Here is a 19,490-nt window from a genome sequence, read left to right as displayed (position 1 = left end):
CGAGGCCATGAAGCGATTCCAGCCAAGTGTCACAGAGGCCACAGATGCCACATGTGACACGCATGGAATATTTCCTGCTATGCTTGAGGTATGGCATCCAAGGCTGAAGCGCGCGGCGAGCTCCTGGCAGCTCTGCGCCTCTCGCGCGGGCTCACGCAGGTAGAGCTCGCCACGGCCGTCGGCATCTCGCAGGCCACCCTGTCGAAGGTTGAGTCCGGTGAAGCTCGTCTGGACCTCGAGACCTGGCGCAACGTCGCAAAAGAGCTGCTGGTGCCGCTGTCGGCGTTCCGCGCGGTCCAGTCATCCACGGCGCCCGCTCGTATTTTCCACCGCAAGCAGCGCACCACCCCGAAGAGCGCCGTGAATAAGGTGGCCGCCGAGCTGTCCCTAGTCCGCCTCCGCGTTCGCGACCTCATGGGGGATCAGACCACGACTCTGCGCCGCCACGACCGCGAAGGCGGGTTCAACACCCCGCAGGAGATCGCGCGCGATGTGCGCGACGAGCTCGGTCTCGGCCGTGGACCGCTTGATGACCTCGTCGCCATCCTCGAAGATGCTGGCGTCCTGGTGCTGCGGTGGCCGCTGGGCAACATTCAGGTCGACGCCATCGCGTCCTGGCAGGACGACAACGTCCCCGTGATCCTGATCGGCGAGCACGTCCCCGCCGACCGGCAGCGCTTCACCATGGCGCACGAGCTCGGCCACGCGGTCATGCACGACGACGAGGCGGAGAGGGAGCAGGAAGCGGAGGCGGACGCGTTCGCCGCTGAGTTCCTCGCACCCGGATCCGAGATCGCGAAGGAGTGGCCGGCCGACGGCAGCCTTGACTCGCTCCTGTTACTGAAGAAGCGATGGGGCATCTCCCTGTCCGCTCTCATCCGACGGGGCAAGGACACCGGCCGACTCACCGAGCAGGAGTATCGGCACTGGAGCATCCAACTGAGCACAACGGGAATGCACCGCCGTGAACCAGACCCCACCGAGCGCGAGAACCCCACCGCGCTCACCACAGCAATACGAAAGTCCCTCGACGAAGGCGCGAGTCTCGAGGAACTTGCGAGCAGTGCCCACATGTACCCGCGCGAGTTTCAACTGACCTTCCTTGAGGAAACATCATGAACTTCACCGTCATCGACAACCCCAGCACCGCCCCGACCCCGCTGTTTACCGCCCCTCGCGCCGTCGAGACCGGTGACGCCATCGCGCTGCTCACCGACCGACAGTTCCACGTGGCCGGCCGGAACATGCGTGGCGAAGCGCCGCTCATCCAGACCACAAGCGGTGGAGCATTCCTTGTCGGGGACGACGCCGTCGCGAACGTCGCATCCATCCGCGCGGCGAACCCGCTCCTGCCCCTCATCGTCGAACCCCGGTCCCTTCGCAAGCACCTGGCGACCGACGCCCAGCCGTTCCAGCTGACCACGGCCACGCTCAGCGACGACCTCGATCAGCAGCGCGTCTACAGCGACCTCGCCATCACCCCGACCGGTCAGATCCGCGCGGGCGACTCCGACACCCTGAAGGCCGCGCTTCGTGAAGCGAACAAGCTCGACCGCACCGACACCATGTTCGCGATCCCCGCATACGCCGGCTGGCTCAGCGACGACCAGTACGTCAAGCAGCTCATCACCGTCATCAACCGCAGCGTCAACCCGGTCCTGTTCGCCTTCATCGACGGGCACAACCCGGTCGGCAGCATGAAGCGCGCCCGCGCGTATCGACGCATCTTCCAGGAAACGACGGTCCCCGTCGTCGCCCACCGCGCCGACCTTGTCGGCTTCGACGCTCTCGCGCACGGCGCCATCGCCTCCGCCATCGGCTCCTACCCGTCGACGCGGCGCCTCAACCCCTTCGACCACCGCGGCGGGCCCGTCAACGACGTCGAAGAGATGTCACCGCACATGCTGCTCACGGACATGCTCCGCATCGTGCGCTCACTCCACATGCGGCGTGAGTGGTTTGCGAGCGCTGCGCCGATCCAGTGCTTCTGTGCCATTTGCCGTGGAGCCGACGTCGACCGTCTCCACTCGGACGAGTCGGAGCGTCGCATCGGCCACAACCACAACGTCGTGAACCTCGACGCCCTGTACTCGTCGTACGTCGGTCTCGGCGCCTCTGCGCGCCGCACACTGTGGGCCGATCAGGTTCAGGGTGCTCTGGACACCTATCCGCAACTAGAGTCGCACCTCGGCCGCAGCCTTCCCGTGGACCCCATTCTTGAGAAGGTCTGGGCGAAGGCGTCCTAGTCGTTCAAGTCGCGGAACTGGCCATAGACGAGCTCAGCGAACCGCCAGCGCGCTGACGACCAGCGCTGTGGGACGAAAGCGGCTGGCATCATCACGCACTCGCCGTCCGTCATCTGAAGTCCGATCCCGTAGTGGGAAGCCTCTGTGAGCTCGAACGCGCTCACCGAGGCAGACGTCGTGATTGTCCGCGGGCCGTACCCGGCCCACCGGTGCGCAGCGGTGCATCCCCGCTTCAAGCTCGTAGACGTGATCTCGATGCTGCGAACGTCCACGGCCGGCTGTACGCGCCGCTGCGCCCAGAGACCACCTTCAGGGTCGTTAAGGATCGTAACGAGTTGCGCGCTGTCCGCCTTGCGCAGCACGCGCTCGAAGCGCGGAGACACCGGTGACAGCCGATCCTCCGGCACGCTGAGAAGCGCCGTCAGAAGGTACTCATCACGGATCTCGCGTCGACCGGCGCCGACACGCGCCTCATGCTCGGCGCGGTTAACGGAGTACGTGACCGTCAGCAGCGACCGGTCGAACACGCCCTCGTGCCGGTAGATCGCGTCTGACTCCTGCAACACCTCAAGCACGAGCGAGCTCCAGCGCGGCTTCCCAGAACGGATGCGTAACCCGTCGGAACCGGATGGGCTCTGTCCGCGCCTGTCGATCCAGCCTCTCCATAAGTCCCACTCCTTCCAGGGCGACGAGAATACGCTGCACCGCCGACTGCCTCAGCCCGAGCCGATTCTGCAGGCTCTTCGAGTCCACGACACCCTCCCCGGCGCCGATTGCTTCGGCAACGCTCAGCATATGTGTGTTGTTGAAGAGCAGCTTTGATCTGTCGCCGACACCGCTCTCCATTGCTCTAGCGTAAACCGAAAACCGGGTTACGGGTTACGAGTTCAGCGTAGTAACCCTGCTGACTGCACCGCCCCCCGACGTCACGGACGCTTCTCTGGTCTTTTCCTTCCAGCGTGCGCCACGGCTTTTCCTCCCCCATGATGCAGGACCGGCACACCCCGAGTGGCTATGCGCGGCACAGTGGAGTCAATGTTACGAGCGAGAACTGATTTCGACAGCTGCCGCGATCAGCTCGTGATCCTCAATGAAGGAATATCGTGGTGCCCCAGTGCCGAGTCGAGTACCGCACGGCGAGGCGTTCGGCTGCGCGGTCTAGGACGGTAGCTGGGACGCCGATCGACTTCGCCATTGTCAGTGAAACCAGAATCCGGGTGGCATCTCGGACCGCCCGTGACTCGTCATCGCTGACGAATCGTTCTCCAGCGCTGCTGTCTGGAGCACCCTCGTGAGCGATGTCATTGCGTGCCCACACGAGATGGTCTTCCCATTCACCCGGGTTGACCTTCGTCGCGGTCACCACCCTAGGGCCGAGGTAACTGATGATCGCCTGGAGGCCGTGCCGGAAGGTGTGCTCGTGAGGGACGCCGAGCCGCGCGCGTGCGGTGCGTTGTGCGACCGCTGCCAGGGCAATGACGCTGCTCTCCACGTAGCCAGGTTGATAAAGGATGCCCGCCAGTATCTGGGGCACGGGACGCAGATCGGCGCGAGCACGCCACCAGCCGTCGAGGACGGTCGGGGTATATTCAGCGCCGAGACGCAGCAGGAACTCGATCGGTTTCCTGGTGGGTTTCTCGAAGGGCGGGAATCGTTCGTGCCCATGGATGACCACCGTGCGCCCGGCCGTGTCGACCGCCTCGAGGTGCAGTCGGCCGACCGGAGTGTCCTCCGCGACGCTGAGCAGGTCTTGCAACGCCGCTAGGTGAATGTCGAACTCTTCCAACGTGACCGGAGTTGTACTCTCGAATATCGCCGCTCCGGACGGGTCGGGATAGCGCAGCGCCATCGCTCGCGCGGACTCCAGCGCGGGCAAGCCCATGGCAACACGATCGGGGCGTGCGGCGCCGTCCTCATACCGGTAGGAAGCAGCCGACGCGCCGTGAAGCGCGGACCACGGTGTAGGTCGGTTGCAGTTCGTCGGAGCCGATTCTTAACTCCGAGACCAGCAGTCCAGTACCGGACGCTGATACCCAAAAGCTGCCCACGAGAGTCACTGGGTTTCCGTTGATCCGGCCCTTCAGGACTCGCGCCGGCGAGCGTCCCGTCGTGTACGAGAAGTGATAGTCCGTGACCAGAAGAACGCGATCAGCGTCGGCGACGAGCGTTCCGTGACCCGGTCCGGCGTCAATCCCGACGACCTGAAAGTCGATCGTCATAGGGAGCTCCAGTGCTGTCGCGTAGAGCATCAGAATGGCTCCGTTGTCGACTTGCCGATAGCGCGGACGCCATCGACAGTGTGACGCCCGAACTCCCCCGCAATGTACTGCCGCAAAGCCGGGTCACATACGTAGACGTACGTGCCGCGCATACCCCTTGTGAGTAGAACGCCATAGATGTTGCGGATGAACTCGAGCAGGTCGTCGTCGGAGTACGCGATGCCGCGTTGCTTGTTGTTCTCTTTGCCCTTTGCATCGCGATACGAGCCGCGGTCGATGAAGAGCCGTCGCGAGTGCGGGTCGTACCGGAGATCGTTGCCGATGATGACGCCGGCGTAGTTGAGGTCGTAGCCCTGGATGGTGTGGATTGAGCCCACCTCGTGAATGGATGCCGGACTACTTATCCAGTCCTTCGCTTGGCTATTCCACCGAAGGCTCACGCCATCCAGCTCAATATCGAACGCCTCCTTGTTGCGATTGCTTTTCCACTCCCACGCGTAGCCTGCGATGAGGCGCGCGAGACCATGCTCGGCGTTGCGCTCGACGATCTCGCCCCGCATCGCCGCGAGGTCGTTGAAGAATCTCAGGTCGTAGTCACCGAAGTCAGGTCGCTCGCCCGCGCGAGACTCGCCGCGCAGGACGTCGCGCACGAATTGCACGTAGTCGGTGCCCGCACGAACGCGCATCTGGGTGGACAACGGATACCGACGATGCGTCGACCGCGCCTCCTTTACGAGTGATCGGAGGACGTTCTGGGGCAGGTCAGCTGGCCGTACGGTCTGCTCCGCGTCGAGCAGATAGACCTGATGTCTACTCTGCGCGCGGATCCAGTCAAGCTGCGTCTTCGACGGGTCATCCGCGCCAAATAGCTTCTCGTTGATCGTAACAAATCGCTTGTTGTTGACACCGGATGACTGGTTCGCGCGCTGGTTCAGGCGATGGGTCTCGTCCACGATGAGGAGGTCCCACGGCTCATCCGATGCCCCGACTTCAAAGGGCGTAAGAATCTCTCTGTCCGTGACCTTGGGCGTCTTCTTGAACACGCGCTTGATCGACTCGCGCAGAGACTGTTGAGGCACGACGAAACCGATCCGAAGGCCTGCGAGCAGTGCGCGATTCTCGGCGACGAAGAAATCGGCAAACATCGAGTCTGGTTCGACCTCATCTGCATCGCTGTGGTCGCGAATATCCGCGAGGAGCTTCATCAGGAAGATCGCAACGATTGTCTTGCCCGTCCCCGGCTGCCCCTCGATGACGCTTTCGGACGACGCTCCAGTCTCGAGGTCGGCGAGCAGCCCCTCCACAATGTCCTCGACGGCGATTGCTTGTTCCGGCGTGAGCACTTTGAATGGCGAAAATTTGAAGAGATCGCTGTTCTCGATCTCAGGGATGCTGCGTTGAAAGATCCCGTCTGAGCGCAGCCTCTCGAAGATGTCGCGGAAGCTCTCCCGGTAGAGGGCGCGCTCGTAGTACTGAGCATCGATGATGCCCTCGTTACCGTTCAGTACGGTGAACTGGCCGTCGCCGGCGAGCCAGCGAATGAGATGAGATTCCAGATCGAGGCACGCCGACTTGTTGAAAGTGTCGTCGATGACGACGCGCACGCTCCGGAATGCGCTCTTCGCGGGGGTCGCGAGATGCTGGCGCATTCGTGCAGCAGCGTTAACTGTCTCGCCGACGTAGACGGATCCGGACCCAGACGAGGTCTCACCGTCGAGCACGTAGACGACCGGCCAGTTCCTGAGGCGCTCGTCGCGGGCCACCCAACCCGAGATCGCGCCCGATGTGAGTTCTAATCTCTGGACCTCAAAGGGCGTCATACTTCGTGCTCCGCCCCCGTGCACGATCGGCCGGGTACTTCTTCCTCGTAGCCACGAGCTTCTCGAGAACGATCTCGTCGAGATCGATCCCGAGCCGCGAAGCGAGCAGCGTGCAATAGGTCACTACGTCGGCGAGCTCGGCCCGCACCTGCGCCTCATCCGCATCGTCGCTCCACTGAAAGCACTCCAATAGCTCGCCTGCCTCGATCGCGATGCTCTTGGCGAGGTTCGCGGGACTGTGAAACTGGGCCCAATCACGCTCCCGAACGAAATCCTCCAGCGTCTTGCGAACCCGCTCACTCGTCACGGTTGCGACCGTATCAGGACACGCGGCTCGGCCTCCGGTCGAAGGCCAGTTGGCCCGTTACCAGCCGTCTCCTCCACTGGCGTATGGAGCAAAGCGGCGAGGGCGGTGAGCGGGAGCCGCCGTCCTAGATCGATGGCGTGACCCTCGCCGGCCAAGCACCGACTGACTGCCGGTACTCGATGGCGTCAGCCGTCTCGGTGAACTCGAGCATGCTGCCGACCTTTTCGATGAGCACATCGCGTACCTCGCCCGGCGTGGCGAAAAAGAACTCTTTTCGGGAGTTTGCCTGATTCAAAGCGCGCGACGCAAAATGGCGGTGTAGCTCTGCTTCCAAGGTCACGGCGTCCTCAGAGAAGTACAGCGTGTGCGTATCGAAGCGGAACGGTACCGAGGCGCCGCCAAGTTCATAGATTCGCTCTCGTGGTTCGAGCCGGCGCGTGAGTCCGATCTTCACGACATCCCTGCCGAACGCGCCTTCGTTGGAGATCACGTACACGTACCCTGCTCGAATGTTTGCGGCACGGAAGTCGTTCTGGGCTATCGCATCGTCGACTTCGGCGAGTCGGGCGGCAAGCACCGGGTCCAGCTCACCTCTCTCTTCGAGTGCGGCAAGCATGTTGGCAAGATGGGCCCGCTCCTTATCGAGCCGGGTCCGCTCTTCCGCTAGCTCCTTAGCGACGCGCTGCTCCTCACGAAGTCGCGCGCGCTCGTCGCGGGCAACTTCGCGCTCTTCTTGCTTCTTCATCAGCCAGTCTGCGGTGAGTTCAAGCTCCTCGAATCGAAGATCGTGAAACTCATCGCTGATACGCATCTCCATCATCGAACCGAGCTTCGCAATCGCGCTCCGCGAAGCATCGAGTCGCCGTTTGGCCGTCACGACGTTGCCCGCACGCAGCGATCTAAGGGCGTTATCCGCTTCTGAGTTGTAGGCGCGGAGCATCAGTTTTGCGAGGTCGTCGGTCATCCGTCGACCTTGCGCGAGCGAGTTGTTGAACGTGAACATCTCCGACTTGACGATTGCCCTGCCCGCCTTCACTACTTCGGCTATCCGAGTCTCGATCGACGCGAGACGATCTTGATAGGCCGCCGCCAGTTCGAGCGGGTGGTGGTATCGGTAGATGCCCACGTCTTGGAGGACGCGAGCATCGCTGAGCTCGACATAGTCCGGCGAGGCCGCCTCAGCGAGTTGGGCGCGCAGTGCTCTGTTCTCGCGTCTCAAGAAGTCCAGCTCCGCCGAAGTAGCGATCGCCGGATCCACGAGCGCAGGAGCTTCGATCGACACCGCAGGCAGGGAATCTTCCACCTGAGGCTCCGCATCAGATGCACCCTCGGTGATCCATAGGACCCAACCCTCGGGCGGCTCCGGCCATGCCGGGTCAGGCGCCCATCCGGCCGGCGGAAGCCAGGCCGCAGGCGGCTTCGGCCATCCGGGAGGCGGATTGAAGACTGGTCCGTCAGCCACTATGCCCGCCTCACTCCCCCTGGGGCTACGGGCACAAGTCCTTGTGGGTTCTTTGATGTGGCTGCGCCTAGATGCTCCAGAGTCATACCCGGGACAACGCCAGAGAGGTCGATCTCCTCGAACCGTTCGCGTCCAGTTGCGACCGCAACGAACGGAATGTATGTCGGCCTGCCTGTGGCGGGGTTCGTGGTCTCTGTTCCGAGTTCTAGTGATATCCCCTTGAAGAGGCCGCGTCGATCAGCTTCGAATACCTCGTGCAGAGTGCGAAGCGCGACGTTATGAACGATCCCGGCGTAGCGCTCCTTCGTGTCCTTCTGGGTCCCTGCGACCGGGGTGATCTCGTCAGTTGCCTTCACGTATTTGTAGTGCTTGATGGACGGCACCGAATCAGGTCCTGGGATTAGGACCCGAACGGCTAGTTCAGCCGTCGCTGGTTCGAAGACTGCTGTGTGCGACACCGGGAACCAGTCCGGGTATACGGAGTTGGCGAGGACAATTCCCACATACTCCTGGACGGCATCTGCCGTGCCGTACCCCAGGCCTGTAATCAGTTGATCGAGGGCTTCGTTCTGCTCTGCTGCTTCTGTCTCCCGGAGTGCGCACTCGGCTTCGTACTTCTCTGTCTCGAGCGTGAGCTGCCCTAGACGACGTTGCTCAACTTCGGAGTGCTTCTGAAGTTGTTCTGCCCTGCGGGCGGGCAGAGCTTCCACGGCCGCCTGCCACGCGTAGTAGTCGCTCGCATACTGTTGCTCGACTGCCGCGAGCGCTTCAGCTTCCTTTTTCTTCTTTCCGAAGAGGCTCTTGACTTCCTCTGGCGCTCTCTTCACCGGAAGCGGCGGGTCAGGGATGGGCGTCGGCGCAGGGAATGGGCGCTTGAGGTCCGGCCTGCCAAACGGCGGATGCACGACAACGACGCGTAGATCCTCAAGGTCGACGAAATCGTCCACATCAAGAGTGGCCTGCAGGAGGGAGTCCAGCGTCTCGTACTTGCCGCGTAAGTCCGCGTTCAGATCGTCGACTTCCGCAAGCTGAGCTGCGACGTGGGCGTCGGCAGCAGCCTTTTCGAGCCGCTTACGATCGGCTTCAGACGCGCGTTCTGCGGCGAGCTGCGCTCGCTCTGCAGCGCGCTGAGCCTGTTCCGCACGCCGAGCCCCTGCAGCCTGCTGGCGAAGCGCAGCCTGTTGGCGTTGGTCGGCGAGCCTCGACTGATGCTGGATCTCCGCGAAAAAACCACGACGACGTGCCACTTGTCCTCCAACGCTCGGCTGTTGGTCAGTCTATGAGGCGGAGAGAAAGAGGTCAGCGTCACAGCATCGCTCCGTTCCCTTAGGCAGAGCGGCATGCTCCGATGATTGAACAGGCGTGTGCCCGAGATGGGCCGGGGGGATTGGATGCCGACGCGACGTCACTGAACGATCAGATGCCGCTGGTGCGCTGCCATCGGGCAGCGGACAGGGAAAGACGGTGCCCCTGGAGGGACTCGAACCCCCAACCTTCTCCTTAGGACGGAGCAGCTCTTCCATTGAGCTACAGAGGCAGGTGCTCCAGTGTATCGAGCGATGCGCCTGTCAAGCTCGCCCGCTACACGCCACGAGAGCTGCGGTGCACACGCCCCTGCGCGCCGCAGCTCTCGAAAACCGGCTACTGGTTCAGCGGCTGGCGTCGTACGCGTCGAGGATCGAAGCGGGGATGCGGCCGCGCTCGCTGATGTCGTGGCCGTTCTCGCGCGCCCACTGACGGACGGCGCCGAGGTCGCGGCCGCTCTGCTGGCGGGTGGAACGGCTGCGCGAGGTCGCCGTGCGGGCGGCGGCGCCGACCGAGCGACCGGCGTCGATGAACGGCTTCAGTGCATCGCGCAATTCGGCGGCGTGCTCGGCCGAAAGGTCGATTTCATAGGGGCGACCGTCGAGCGAGAAAAGGACGGTTTCGCCGCCATCTTCGAGGGTCTGACCGTCGAGGTCGTCGATCAGCTGGGTGATCTGCTTACGTGCCATGGGTGATCTCTTCTCCTCCCGACCGACTGCGGGTGCGGTCGAGAAATTTCATCGTAGCTCTCCGTCTGAGCGGTCCAGAATAGGCGAAGAATACGATATAGGGATATCTCACCGACAGCTAGGTGGGGTCGCGGCATCAGGGCAAGATGCCCGCGCGCCTCGCTTTGGTGACGGCAGAATGCCGGGTCGATGCATCCAATTTGGACATTGCCGATGCGAGATACGACTTCACCGTCGTTTCGCGGAGTCCGAGCGACGCACCCACCTCAGAATTCGTCGCCCCCAATGCCGCGCACGCGAGCACGTCGATCTCGCGCGGCGACAAAGCAACATCGAGTTCGACCACGGGCTTGCGCTGGTCGCCCGAAAGAGCGGCGAGACGTTGCTCGAGGCTTTCCAATCGCGTGCGGAGAGATTCGTCGTCGACGCCCGCCGCGATGCGCCGAAGCTCGGCGTACGTCTCACGCAGCTCTTCCCGAGCGCCCGCCGCGATGGGTTCCGACGACGGGGGAATGGCGGTGAGCCGGCGGTCGACCTCGTCGCGCACCCGCAGCTCGGTGGCCACCTCCGCTGCGACCCGGAACGCGGGCTGCGCCACGACATCACCGACGGATGCTTCGTGCCACGCGCCGCAGTACAGCACTCCTCGCGCCGTTCCCGTCACGACGATGGGCACCGCGAACAGCGTAGAGATCCCCTCGCCGAGGATCGCGCGGTCGTAGTCGTGGGTGATCGTGCGGGACGTGCGGTAGTCGAGGGCGAGCCTCGGGCGCTTCTCGACGAGCGCCCGCCCGCCGAGGCCGCGATGCGCTTCGACGACGAGGCCGTCGAGGCTGCGTCCGCGGGCGCCCACGATGGAGGTGACGTGCACGGCGCCGTCGTGCTCGAGGCCTCCGAACGCAACGGGAAAACGCGTGCGTCGGGCGAGATCGCCGACCGCGCGTGAAATCAGCTCGGTGTCACCGACGCTGCCCGTCCGTGCTGCCACGCACTACCTACTTCCGGGGGTGACGGCCTCATCGCCGCCTTCGTAGCGTCGACGATATCACCGGGGTCGCCACCGGCGTCCGCGGTTCTCGCTACCGGTGCAATGCTGCGCCGGGCCGATGAGGCAAGGAGGCCCCATGTCGGATCCACGCGTCGATGTCACCCCGTCGGATGACATCGATTACATCGCGGTCGAGCAATCGCCGCCGTTCCAAGAACTGAAGAAAGCGCAGCGGAGTTTCATCTTCCCGCTCGCGATCGTGTTCCTGCTCTGGTACTTCGTCTATGTGCTGCTGTCGTCGTTCGCGACGGAATTCATGTCTCAGCGAGTGTGGGGCGACGTCACCGTCGGGCTCCTCCTCGGCCTCGGTCAATTCGTCTCGACCTTCGTCATCACGATGGCCTACGTCGCATATGCCAATCGCCGGCTCGATCCCCGGGCGGCGGCCATTCGAGCCGATCTCGAACGCGCATCGGGAGGCCGGTCGTGAATGATGTGCTCGGCGCCGTCGATACGGCGGTGCAGACGGTGGAGAACAACCCCGTGCTGAATATCTCGATCTTCGGCGCATTCGTCGCGGTGACCCTGTTCATCGTGATCCGCGCCAGTCGCAACAACAAGACCGCCGCGGACTACTACGCGGCCGGTCGTTCCTTCACCGGACCGCAGAACGGCTTCGCCATCTCCGGCGATTACCTGTCGGCGGCATCGTTCCTCGGAATCTGCGGAGCGATCGCGATCAACGGCTACGACGGCTTCCTCTACTCCATCGGCTTCCTCGTGGCGTGGCTCGTCGCGCTGCTGCTGGTCGCGGAGCTGATGCGCAACACCGGCAAGTTCACGATGGCCGACGTGCTGTCGTTCCGGTTGAAGCAGGGCCCGGTGCGGATGGCGGCGGCGCTCACCACTCTCGCGGTCTGCTTCTTCTACCTGCTCGCGCAGATGGCGGGCGCAGGCGGTCTCGTCTCGCTGCTCCTGGGTATCGGCGACCAGCTCGGTCAGTCGATCGTCGTCGGTGTGGTGGGCGTACTGATGATCGTCTACGTGCTGATCGGAGGCATGAAGGGCACGACGTGGGTGCAGATCGTCAAGGCGTTCCTGCTCATCGGCGGCGCCCTGGTGATGACGATCTGGGTGCTCGCCATCAACGGGTTCAACCTCAACACGTTGCTCGAGAGCGCGGTGGCCACGTCGACGAGCGACCCGAAGGATGCGATCCTCGGCCCGGGCCTGCAGTACGGCTCGAACCCGTGGGACTTCATCTCGCTCGCCCTCGCGCTGGTGCTGGGAACGGCCGGCCTCCCGCACGTGCTCATGCGCTTCTACACCGTTCCGACCGCCAAAGAGGCGCGTCGTTCGGTGGTCTGGGCCATCTGGCTGATCGGGCTCTTCTACCTGCTGACCCTCGTGCTCGGATACGGGGCGGCCGCCCTCGTCGGACCCGACGTGATCAAGGCCGCACCCGGCGGGGTCAACTCCGCCGCACCGCTGTTGGCGCTCCAGCTGGGCGGACCGGTGCTGCTCGGCTTCATCTCGGCGGTCGCCTTCGCGACGATCCTCGCGGTGGTGGCGGGGCTCACCATCACGGCGGCCGCGTCGTTCGCGCACGACATCTACGCGAACGTCATCAAAAAGGGCAACGTTCCGCCCGACGGTGAGGTCAAGGTGGCTCGGCGAACGGTCATCGTCATCGGCGTGCTGGCGATCCTCGGCGGCATCGGCGTGCAGGGCCAGAACGTGGCGTTTCTGGTGGCGCTGGCCTTCGCGGTCGCGGCATCGGCGAACCTGCCGACGATCCTCTACTCGCTCTTCTGGCGTCGCTTCACGACCCGGGGTGCGGTGTGGAGCATGTACGGGGGACTGGCCGCGGCGATCATCCTCATCGTGCTCTCCCCGGTCTTCTGGGGAACACCGACGAGCGTCTTCAAAGACACCGGGGCGGCGATCTGGCCGTTCAACAACCCCGGCATCGTCTCGATCCCCATCGGGTTCTTCCTGGGGTGGCTCGGCTCGGTGACGTCGCGCCGCAAGGAGAACCCGGCGAAGGCGGCAGAGATGGACGTCAGGTCGTTGACCGGCTTCGGCGCCGAGAAGGCCACCGACCACTGATCGACCCTCGGGGCCCCGGACGCGCATCCGGGGCCCCGAGCGCACCGCCCGCGGCCTACACGCCGGCGGTGCGCTCGAGGTCGAGCAGGTACTCCTTCACCTCGGGGTGCCCTCCGTACTCGCCGATCGACCCGTCGGAACGAACCACCCGATGCACGGGCACGACGAGAGAGAAGGGCGTCGTGCGGCAGGCCGTGCCGACCGCGCGGGCGGCGCGGGGCTTTCCCGCGAGAGCGGCGACCTCGCCGTACGACGCGGTCTCGCCGTACGGGATCTCGGTCACCGCGGTCAGCGCCTGAAGCGTGAAGCCCCGCGCGAGACGCCAGTCGAGGCGGAGGTCGAATGCCCGCCGTTCACCGGCGAAGTACTCGTCGAGCTGCGTCGCGACGAGCGCCCCCGCCCGGTCGTCGTGATGCGGCGCGACCTGAAGGAGCCTCGTCAGGCTCTCGATGGCGTAGGCGCGTTCATCGTGTTCGAGGCGGAGGGCGACGAGGTCGTCGTCGGCGAAGGCGAGCAGCGCATCGCCCACCGGAGTCGGGTGCCAAGCGGTCGTGTACCGGGTCATGTTCCCATCCTCCGGGGCGGTGGCGGCGGGGTCGGCTCGTCGTGCAGAAACAGTGGACAAGGGTGCTTCGACCCCCGGCTGGGGAGGAAAGGCCGATCATCCGGCGTGTCGGGTAATACCGCGAAACCCCGGAAGGATACCGGCGAGGAGCGCGACGCGCGCCTAGGGTGACTGTCGTGTGGCGAGCAGAGGGCGTCGTAGACGGCGCAGAGGGTGACGTGTCGGCGACGTCCGTTAACCCCGGAAATCTCGGTCTGTCCGAGCCGGGCGTCTCCGTCATGCATGTCGCAGAACCGGAGCGCGCCCGCATCCGCACCGAGGCCGCCGCGCTCGGCGGCAGATCGACGCTGCTGCGTTTCGACGACGCATCCGATGCCGGTATCGACATCACCAAGGCCCACCCCGGGAGCCTCCCGCAGTTCATCACCGGGCGCTCGACGCTGCTCTCCAACCTCTTCCGCGACGAGGTGGCGCTGCGCACGGCGCGCATGGCCGCAGAGCGCATCACCGCGAAGAACGTGGAGCTGCGCACGTCGCGCGGTCTCGAGCCCGTGCACCTCGCCGTCGGGCTCGCCGCTTGGCGCATCGGGGGAGTCGCGTGGTCGGCCCCCGTGCTGCTGCGCCCGCTGGCGATCCGCCGTCATCACGGCGACTTCGAGCTCAAGCTGCACGGCTCGTTCATGGTCAACCCCGAGCTGGCCAAGGCGTTCCTGACCCACTTCGGCATCCGGATCGACAGCCTGGCTCTCGCCGGCCTGGCTTACGACCGCGGTGTGTTCAAGCCGCAGCCTGTCATCGACCACCTGCGAGCCCTCACCACCCACATCCCGACGTTCGTCGTGCATCCGCGCCTCGTCATCTCGTCGTTCGCCGACGTCGGCTCGGCGATGGCGCGCGACACCGCCGACCTCGACCACCCCGTGCTGAACGCCCTCGCGGGCCACCCCACCGACCGCGCCCTCGTCATGCAGCGGCGTCCGGCCCCCGTGGTCGACGGACCCGACGAGCGCGCACCCGCGGCCGACGCGCTGCTGCTCGACGCGGATGCCGAGCAGGAGGCCGTGCTCGCGCGGATCGCCGCCGGACAGTCGCTCGCCGTGCACACCCTGCCCGGAACGGGCGGCACCCAGACGATCATCAACGCGGTCGGTCGCCTCGTGCAGGACGGAAAGCGGGTGCTCGTCGTGAGCGCGCGCCGCTCGACCCTCGAGGGCATCCGCCACCGCCTCGCCGGAATCGGCCTCGACGGCCTCGCCGTCTCTCCCACGCACATCCGCCGCGACCTCATCCGCGCGATCGGACGCAACGAGAAGGCCGAGCAGCCGCGCGTCTCCGACATCGACGACGCTCTCGTGCGCCTGCGCACGGTGCTGCGCGACTACCGCCACGCCGTCACGGTCGAGCACCCGTCGCTCGGCGTCTCGGCCCTCGATGTGCTGCGCACCCTGACGACCCTGGCCGGGCGGTCGCCCGCGCCCTCGACGACCACGCGCTTCGACGTCGCGACGCTCGAAGGCCTGGCCGACCGCCGCGCCGAGGCGGGCTCGGCGCTCGCCGCCGCCGCGCGCCTGGGCGAGTTCCGCTTCGGCCCCGACGACTCGCCCTGGTACGGAGTGTCGTTCACCCGCACCGAAGATGCCCGTGCCGCGCACGCGCTCGCCGGCAAGCTGCACCGCCGCGACGTTCCGAGCCTTCTCGAGCGCGGGTACGAGCTCATCGCCCAGACGCGCATGCGCCCGTTCCAGACCATCTCCGAGCTCGGCGGCTACCTGCGCCTTCTGCAGGGCATCCGCGAGTCGCTCGACCGCTTCAGCCCCACCGTGTTCGAGCGCCCGCTCGGCGAGCTCATCCAGGCCCACGCCGCGCGGCGCGACGCCGGTGAGATGAGCGGCCCCAACCGGCGCAGGCTCAAGCGTCTGTCGCGCGAGTACCTGCGTCCGGGTGTGCACGTCACCGATATGCACGAGGCGCTCGTACGCATTCAGGAGCAGCGCACCGAATGGCAGCGCTACGTCGAGGCGGGCGTCACCCCCGAGGTGCCGCTCGGCCTCGCCGACGTCGCGGTCGCGTGGCAGCGCGTCGACGCCGAGCTCGGTGAACTCGACCAGATCCTCGGTCGTCAGAACTCCGCCCGCATGACGACCCTCCCGGTCGCGCGTCTCGTGCGCACCCTCGCGGGCCTCGCCGCCGAGTCGACCTTCTTCGACAACCTCGTCGAACGCGCCGAACTGCGTTCGGAGCTCGCCCGCCTCGGGCTCGAGCCCCTCCTGCTCGAGCTGTCGGTGCGGCACGTCCCCGAAGACCGGGTCGCCGACGAGCTCGAGTTCGCCTGGTGGCAGTCGGCCCTCGAGCACCTCCTGCGCACCGATCGGGCACTCCTCGGAGCCAACACGTCGGTCGTCGATCGACTCGAACGCGACTTCCGCCTCGTCGACGAGGCCCACGCCGCAGCATCCGGACCCCTCCTGGCCGCCCGCCTGGCGCAGCAGTGGCGCATCGGCATCGTCGACCTCGCCGACGAGGCCGCGGCTCTCAAAGACGCGCTCAAGCGCGGAGCCACGACAGCCGAAGAGCTCGCCGCCATCGCGCCCGGGCTGCTGCGCACCGTCGCTCCGGTCTGGCTGGCCTCGCCCTACGAGGTGCCCGAGATCCCCGACGCCGACGGCTTCGACGTGGTGCTCATCGCCGACGCCGGAGCGCTCTGCCTGACCGAGGCCGCGCCCGCCCTGCGGCGCGCCGGTCAGATCGTCGTGTTCGGCGATCCCGTGACGCAGAAGCCCACGCCGTTCCGGGTGAGCGCGACCTTCGCCTCCGACGAAGACACCGAAGACGAGCAGCCCTTCGACGACGCCTCGGTGTTCGAGCGCCTGGCCGAGCTGCTGCCGGTCGAGACCCTCACCCGCAGCTATCGCGCCGGCGGCGAAGACCTCGCCGAGCTCGTGAACGACGCCTTCTACGGCGGCGAGATCGTCTCGCTGCCCTGGGCCGGGTCGTACCTCGGACGCGGCAGCCTGAGCGTCGACTACGTCGAGGGCGGCACCGGTGCGCCCGACCCCGTCACGGGCGCCGTCGAGAGCCCCGACGCCGAGGTCGCCCGCGTCGTCACGCTCGTCGTCGAGCACGCCGTCAACCGCGGTGCGGAGTCGCTCATGGTGGTCACGGCCAGCAGGCGCCACGCCGAGCGCGTGCGCGCCGCGGTCGAGGCGGCGTTCGCCGGACGCTCCGACGTGTCGGACTTCGTCTCGCGCGACACCGCCGAACCGTTCGCGGTGCTCACCCTCGAGGAGTCCGTCGCCGAGAGTCGCGACCGCGTGATCTTCTCGCTCGGGTTCGGCCTCACCAAGCACGGTCGGGTGCTCAGCGACTTCGGCGACCTCTCGACGCCCGACGGAGAGCGACTGCTCACGGTCGGCATGACGCGCGCGCGCCGCTCGATGGTGATCGTGTCGTCGATCCGCCCGTCGTCGTTCGACGACGGACGACTCGAGCACGGCGCCGCCACCCTCATGGGCATCCTCGGCAACCTGGCCGCGCGCGGCCGCGAGTCGCGCCTCGAAGACCTCGCCGATCCGCTCACCCTGGCGCTCGCGCGCGAGCTGCGACGCCTCGGAATCGCCGTCGACGTGCACTACCGCGGTCTGCTGCCTCTCGTCGCACAGCACGGCGGCAAGGCGGTCGTTGCCGAGAGCGATCCCGAGACGGTGGGCGATTCGCTGCGCGAGTCGCTGCGTCTGCGCCCGCAGATTCTGCGTCGCCTCGGCTGGCACTACGTGCGCGTGCACTCGTTCGATCTCTACAGCGATCCGGCAACGGTCGCCGCGCGCATCGCCGCTCTTCTGGGCGTGAAGGTCGACGGCCCGACGGCCGAATCGAGCACGCAGCCGATCGATGTCGTCGAGTGATCGCCAACGCGTCGAACGCGTGCCCGGCGCGCGTCGCGCGCGCCTGACCCCCGCCCCGGGAACCTCGCCCGAGCCGGTGCCGGCGGATGAGGAGCAGGATGCTGCGCCCCCCGCGCGAGCGGGGGAGTCGGGCCCGAACGATGCACGGCTGAGACAGGACGTCCCCCCGCACTACTGAGTGCGAGGGGACGGTGGCCGCTTCGACAAGCTCAGCGACCGGTTCAACAGGCTCAGCGACCGGGCGGGTGGACGCTTCGACAGGCTCAGCGACCGGTTCGACAGGCTCAGCGACCGTGCGGGTGGCCGCTTCGACAGGCTCAGCGACCGGTTCGACAAGCTCAGCGACCGGGTGGGTGGCCGGTTCGACAGGCTTAGCGACCGGTTCGACAGGCTCCGCGACCGGGTGGGTCGAGGAGCGTGCGAGCGGTCCCTGAGCTTGTCGAAGGGTCCGCGGCCCTACGGCTTGGGCGAGGTTCCGCTCTGCTGCTGCTGGAGCAGATCGCGGATCTGCACGAGGATCTCCTGCTCGGTGGGCAGCTGCGATTCCTGCGGCTCCTTGTCGAGGCCGGCCTTGGCGGCGGCGCGCTGCTTCATGAGGTTCATGGGGTGCACGAACACGAAGTACACCACGAGGGCCACCGCGAAGAAGGCGATGACGGCGTTCAGCAGATCTCCGACGGGGAAGACCACCTCGCCGTAGAAGCCCTGCACGGGGATGCCGACCATGCCGTTCTCGGCGGGCTTCCAGAAGATCTCGATCAGCGGGTTGATGATGCTCGACACGATCGAGTTGACCACCGCGGTGAACGCCGCGCCGATGACGACGGCGACCGCGAGGTCGATGACGTTGCCGCGGAGGATGAACTCCTTGAATCCCTTGATCACGCTGTGCTCCTCAGTCTCGTGCGCCGGCGCCGGGTCACGAACCCGACGGGGCGGCGGATGCCTTCGATTCTGTCTTTCCCGCCGACGATGACGTCGACGACGCGGCGGCGGGGGCCGATCCGCTCGCTGCCGTGGACGACGCATCCGCCTTCTTGCCCTCGCCGGAGCGCGAGTCGGTGCGGTAGAAACCGGAACCGTTGAAGGTCACCCCGATGGAGCCGTACTGCTTGCGCAGCTCGCCGCCGCACTCGGGGCATTCGGTGAGCGAGGCTTCCGAGAACGACTGCACGGTGTCGAAGCGGTGTCCGCACGACTTGCAGGCATAGGCGTAGGTAGGCATGGGGGCTCCTCGGGGAGGGTCAGCGGTTCGCCGAAGCGAAGGTGATGGTCTGCGTGGGGGTGACGATGCCCGAGACGGGCTGGTCGTGCACGTCGCGCGGTACGTCGTCGACGTACTCGGAGTCGAAGACGACGGCGTACACGGGCGGGCAGCGCTCCATGGAGCCGATCGTCTTGTCGAAGTAGCCGCGGCCCCATCCCAGACGCATGCCGCTCTGGTCGACGGCCGCCGCCGGAATCACGAGCAGGTCGACGTCGTTGACCGCGATCGGACCGAGCACCTCGCCGACGGGTTCGGGGAGTCCGAACAGTCCCTCTGCGATCGCGCCGCCCGGGGTGGCCACGACCCAGTCGAGCAGCCCGTCGTCACGCGAGATCGGCAGCAGCACGCGAAGGCCCCGGGCGACCGCGGCTTCGACGAACTCGTGGGTGCCGGGCTCGGTCGTGGTGGAGAGGAAGCACGACAGCGACGTCGCCCCGAGCTTCTCGATGAGCGCGTCGAGCTGGGTCTGTACCCCGAGGGCTGCGTCGGCGCGGGCGGATTCGGAGCGATTCTGCCGCCGCTCGCGGAGGTCGGCGCGCAGCGCGCGCTTGGCCTGTTCGATGCGATCGGGCATGGAGACGATTGTACGGGCGCGCTCCGTTAACATGCCC

19 protein-coding genes and 1 tRNA gene are annotated in these 19,490 nt (G+C 66.1%); 5 read left to right on the top strand and 15 right to left on the bottom strand.

Going from position 1 to position 19,490, the window contains the following annotated elements; all coding sequences use genetic code 11:
* The first annotated feature begins 90 nt into the window (after positions 1 to 90).
* Both DEA06_RS08580 and DEA06_RS08575 read left to right on the top strand, forming a co-directional pair.
* Positions 91 to 1,119: an XRE family transcriptional regulator gene (locus DEA06_RS08580; RefSeq protein WP_116647562.1), complete on the top strand. Its 1,029-nt coding sequence runs from the start codon at positions 91 to 93 to the stop codon at positions 1,117 to 1,119.
* Positions 1,116 to 2,246 (top strand): hypothetical protein, encoded by a 1,131-nt coding sequence (locus tag DEA06_RS08575; protein ID WP_116647561.1) that lies wholly within the window; start codon positions 1,116 to 1,118, stop codon positions 2,244 to 2,246. Before DEA06_RS08580 ends, DEA06_RS08575 begins: the two co-directional genes overlap by 4 nt.
* Here the strand turns inward: DEA06_RS08575 and DEA06_RS08570 are convergent.
* The 11 genes from DEA06_RS08570 to DEA06_RS08520 all read right to left on the bottom strand — a co-directional run bounded on the left by DEA06_RS08570 (position 2,243) and on the right by DEA06_RS08520 (position 11,036).
* Positions 2,243 to 2,821: a hypothetical protein gene (locus DEA06_RS08570; RefSeq protein WP_116647560.1), complete on the bottom strand. Its 579-nt coding sequence runs from the start codon at positions 2,819 to 2,821 to the stop codon at positions 2,243 to 2,245. The genes DEA06_RS08575 and DEA06_RS08570 overlap by 4 nt on opposite strands.
* Complete coding sequence (locus tag DEA06_RS08565; protein WP_116647559.1) at positions 2,814 to 3,092, bottom strand: hypothetical protein; 279 nt, start codon at positions 3,090 to 3,092, stop codon at positions 2,814 to 2,816. The genes DEA06_RS08570 and DEA06_RS08565 overlap by 8 nt, the downstream gene beginning before the upstream one ends.
* Before the next feature lie 241 nt (positions 3,093 to 3,333).
* Positions 3,334 to 4,128, bottom strand: a complete 795-nt coding sequence (locus DEA06_RS08560) for a hypothetical protein (protein ID WP_116647558.1) — start codon at positions 4,126 to 4,128, stop codon at positions 3,334 to 3,336.
* A 31-nt stretch (positions 4,129 to 4,159) separates the two neighbouring features.
* A complete protein-coding gene (locus DEA06_RS08555) occupies positions 4,160 to 4,465 on the bottom strand; it encodes a hypothetical protein (RefSeq protein WP_133241730.1) in 306 nt (101 codons plus the stop codon).
* A gap of 29 nt (positions 4,466 to 4,494) precedes the next feature.
* Positions 4,495 to 6,285 carry a DUF2075 domain-containing protein gene (locus tag DEA06_RS08550; RefSeq protein ID WP_116647556.1) on the bottom strand — a complete coding sequence of 597 codons (1,791 nt, stop codon included), beginning with the start codon at positions 6,283 to 6,285 and terminating at the stop codon, positions 4,495 to 4,497.
* Complete coding sequence (locus DEA06_RS08545; protein WP_116647555.1) at positions 6,272 to 6,592, bottom strand: nucleotide pyrophosphohydrolase; 321 nt, start codon at positions 6,590 to 6,592, stop codon at positions 6,272 to 6,274. Before DEA06_RS08545 ends, DEA06_RS08550 begins: the two co-directional genes overlap by 14 nt.
* A gap of 124 nt (positions 6,593 to 6,716) precedes the next feature.
* Positions 6,717 to 7,895 carry a DUF4041 domain-containing protein gene (locus DEA06_RS08540; protein ID WP_240606872.1) on the bottom strand — a complete coding sequence of 393 codons (1,179 nt, stop codon included), beginning with the start codon at positions 7,893 to 7,895 and terminating at the stop codon, positions 6,717 to 6,719.
* Between the two features lie 158 nt (positions 7,896 to 8,053).
* The gene (locus DEA06_RS08535; protein WP_205781245.1) at positions 8,054 to 9,301 is read right to left on the bottom strand and encodes a hypothetical protein; all 1,248 of its coding nucleotides are present in this window, start codon (positions 9,299 to 9,301) and stop codon (positions 8,054 to 8,056) included.
* A gap of 218 nt (positions 9,302 to 9,519) precedes the next feature.
* Positions 9,520 to 9,591 (bottom strand) — tRNA-Arg (locus tag DEA06_RS08530).
* A gap of 112 nt (positions 9,592 to 9,703) precedes the next feature.
* On the bottom strand, positions 9,704 to 10,048 hold the full coding sequence (locus tag DEA06_RS08525) for an Lsr2 family protein (RefSeq protein ID WP_116647553.1): 345 nt from the start codon (positions 10,046 to 10,048) through the stop codon (positions 9,704 to 9,706).
* 136 nt (positions 10,049 to 10,184) lie between these two features.
* Positions 10,185 to 11,036: a helix-turn-helix transcriptional regulator gene (locus DEA06_RS08520; protein ID WP_116647552.1), complete on the bottom strand. Its 852-nt coding sequence runs from the start codon at positions 11,034 to 11,036 to the stop codon at positions 10,185 to 10,187.
* Between the two features lie 136 nt (positions 11,037 to 11,172).
* Here DEA06_RS08520 and DEA06_RS08515 point away from each other — a divergent pair, with 136 nt between their 5' ends.
* Positions 11,173 to 11,526 carry a DUF485 domain-containing protein gene (locus tag DEA06_RS08515; protein ID WP_116647551.1) on the top strand — a complete coding sequence of 118 codons (354 nt, stop codon included), beginning with the start codon at positions 11,173 to 11,175 and terminating at the stop codon, positions 11,524 to 11,526.
* Positions 11,523 to 13,145 carry a sodium/solute symporter gene (locus tag DEA06_RS08510; protein WP_205781244.1) on the top strand — a complete coding sequence of 541 codons (1,623 nt, stop codon included), beginning with the start codon at positions 11,523 to 11,525 and terminating at the stop codon, positions 13,143 to 13,145. The genes DEA06_RS08515 and DEA06_RS08510 overlap by 4 nt, the downstream gene beginning before the upstream one ends.
* A 55-nt stretch (positions 13,146 to 13,200) precedes the next feature.
* On the opposite strand, the gene DEA06_RS08505 is transcribed toward DEA06_RS08510, so the two are convergent.
* Entirely contained in the window at positions 13,201 to 13,710 is a 510-nt protein-coding gene (locus DEA06_RS08505; RefSeq protein WP_116647549.1) for a methylated-DNA--[protein]-cysteine S-methyltransferase, read from the bottom strand.
* A gap of 167 nt (positions 13,711 to 13,877) precedes the next feature.
* Between DEA06_RS08505 and DEA06_RS08500 the strand changes: the two genes are divergently transcribed.
* On the top strand, positions 13,878 to 17,612 hold the full coding sequence (locus DEA06_RS08500; protein WP_240606871.1) for an AAA family ATPase: 3,735 nt from the start codon (positions 13,878 to 13,880) through the stop codon (positions 17,610 to 17,612).
* Between the two features lie 456 nt (positions 17,613 to 18,068).
* Here DEA06_RS08500 and mscL read toward each other — a convergent pair whose 3' ends face one another.
* Genes mscL through DEA06_RS08480 form a run of 3 tightly spaced genes read right to left on the bottom strand, consistent with a single transcriptional unit; the run spans position 18,069 to position 19,453 of the window.
* Entirely contained in the window at positions 18,069 to 18,497 is a 429-nt protein-coding gene (mscL, locus tag DEA06_RS08490; RefSeq protein ID WP_116647547.1) for a large conductance mechanosensitive channel protein MscL, read from the bottom strand.
* A gap of 34 nt (positions 18,498 to 18,531) precedes the next feature.
* Positions 18,532 to 18,837: an FmdB family zinc ribbon protein gene (locus DEA06_RS08485; RefSeq protein WP_116647546.1), complete on the bottom strand. Its 306-nt coding sequence runs from the start codon at positions 18,835 to 18,837 to the stop codon at positions 18,532 to 18,534.
* A gap of 19 nt (positions 18,838 to 18,856) precedes the next feature.
* Positions 18,857 to 19,453 (bottom strand): 5-formyltetrahydrofolate cyclo-ligase, encoded by a 597-nt coding sequence (locus DEA06_RS08480; RefSeq protein ID WP_116647545.1) that lies wholly within the window; start codon positions 19,451 to 19,453, stop codon positions 18,857 to 18,859.
* Positions 19,454 to 19,490 lie beyond the last annotated feature (37 nt).

Origin of the sequence: Microbacterium sp. Gd 4-13 (assembly GCF_003095395.1) — a bacterium.
Lineage (GTDB): Bacteria > Actinomycetota > Actinomycetes > Actinomycetales > Microbacteriaceae > Microbacterium.
This window is presented reverse-complemented; position numbering and strand designations above follow the sequence as displayed.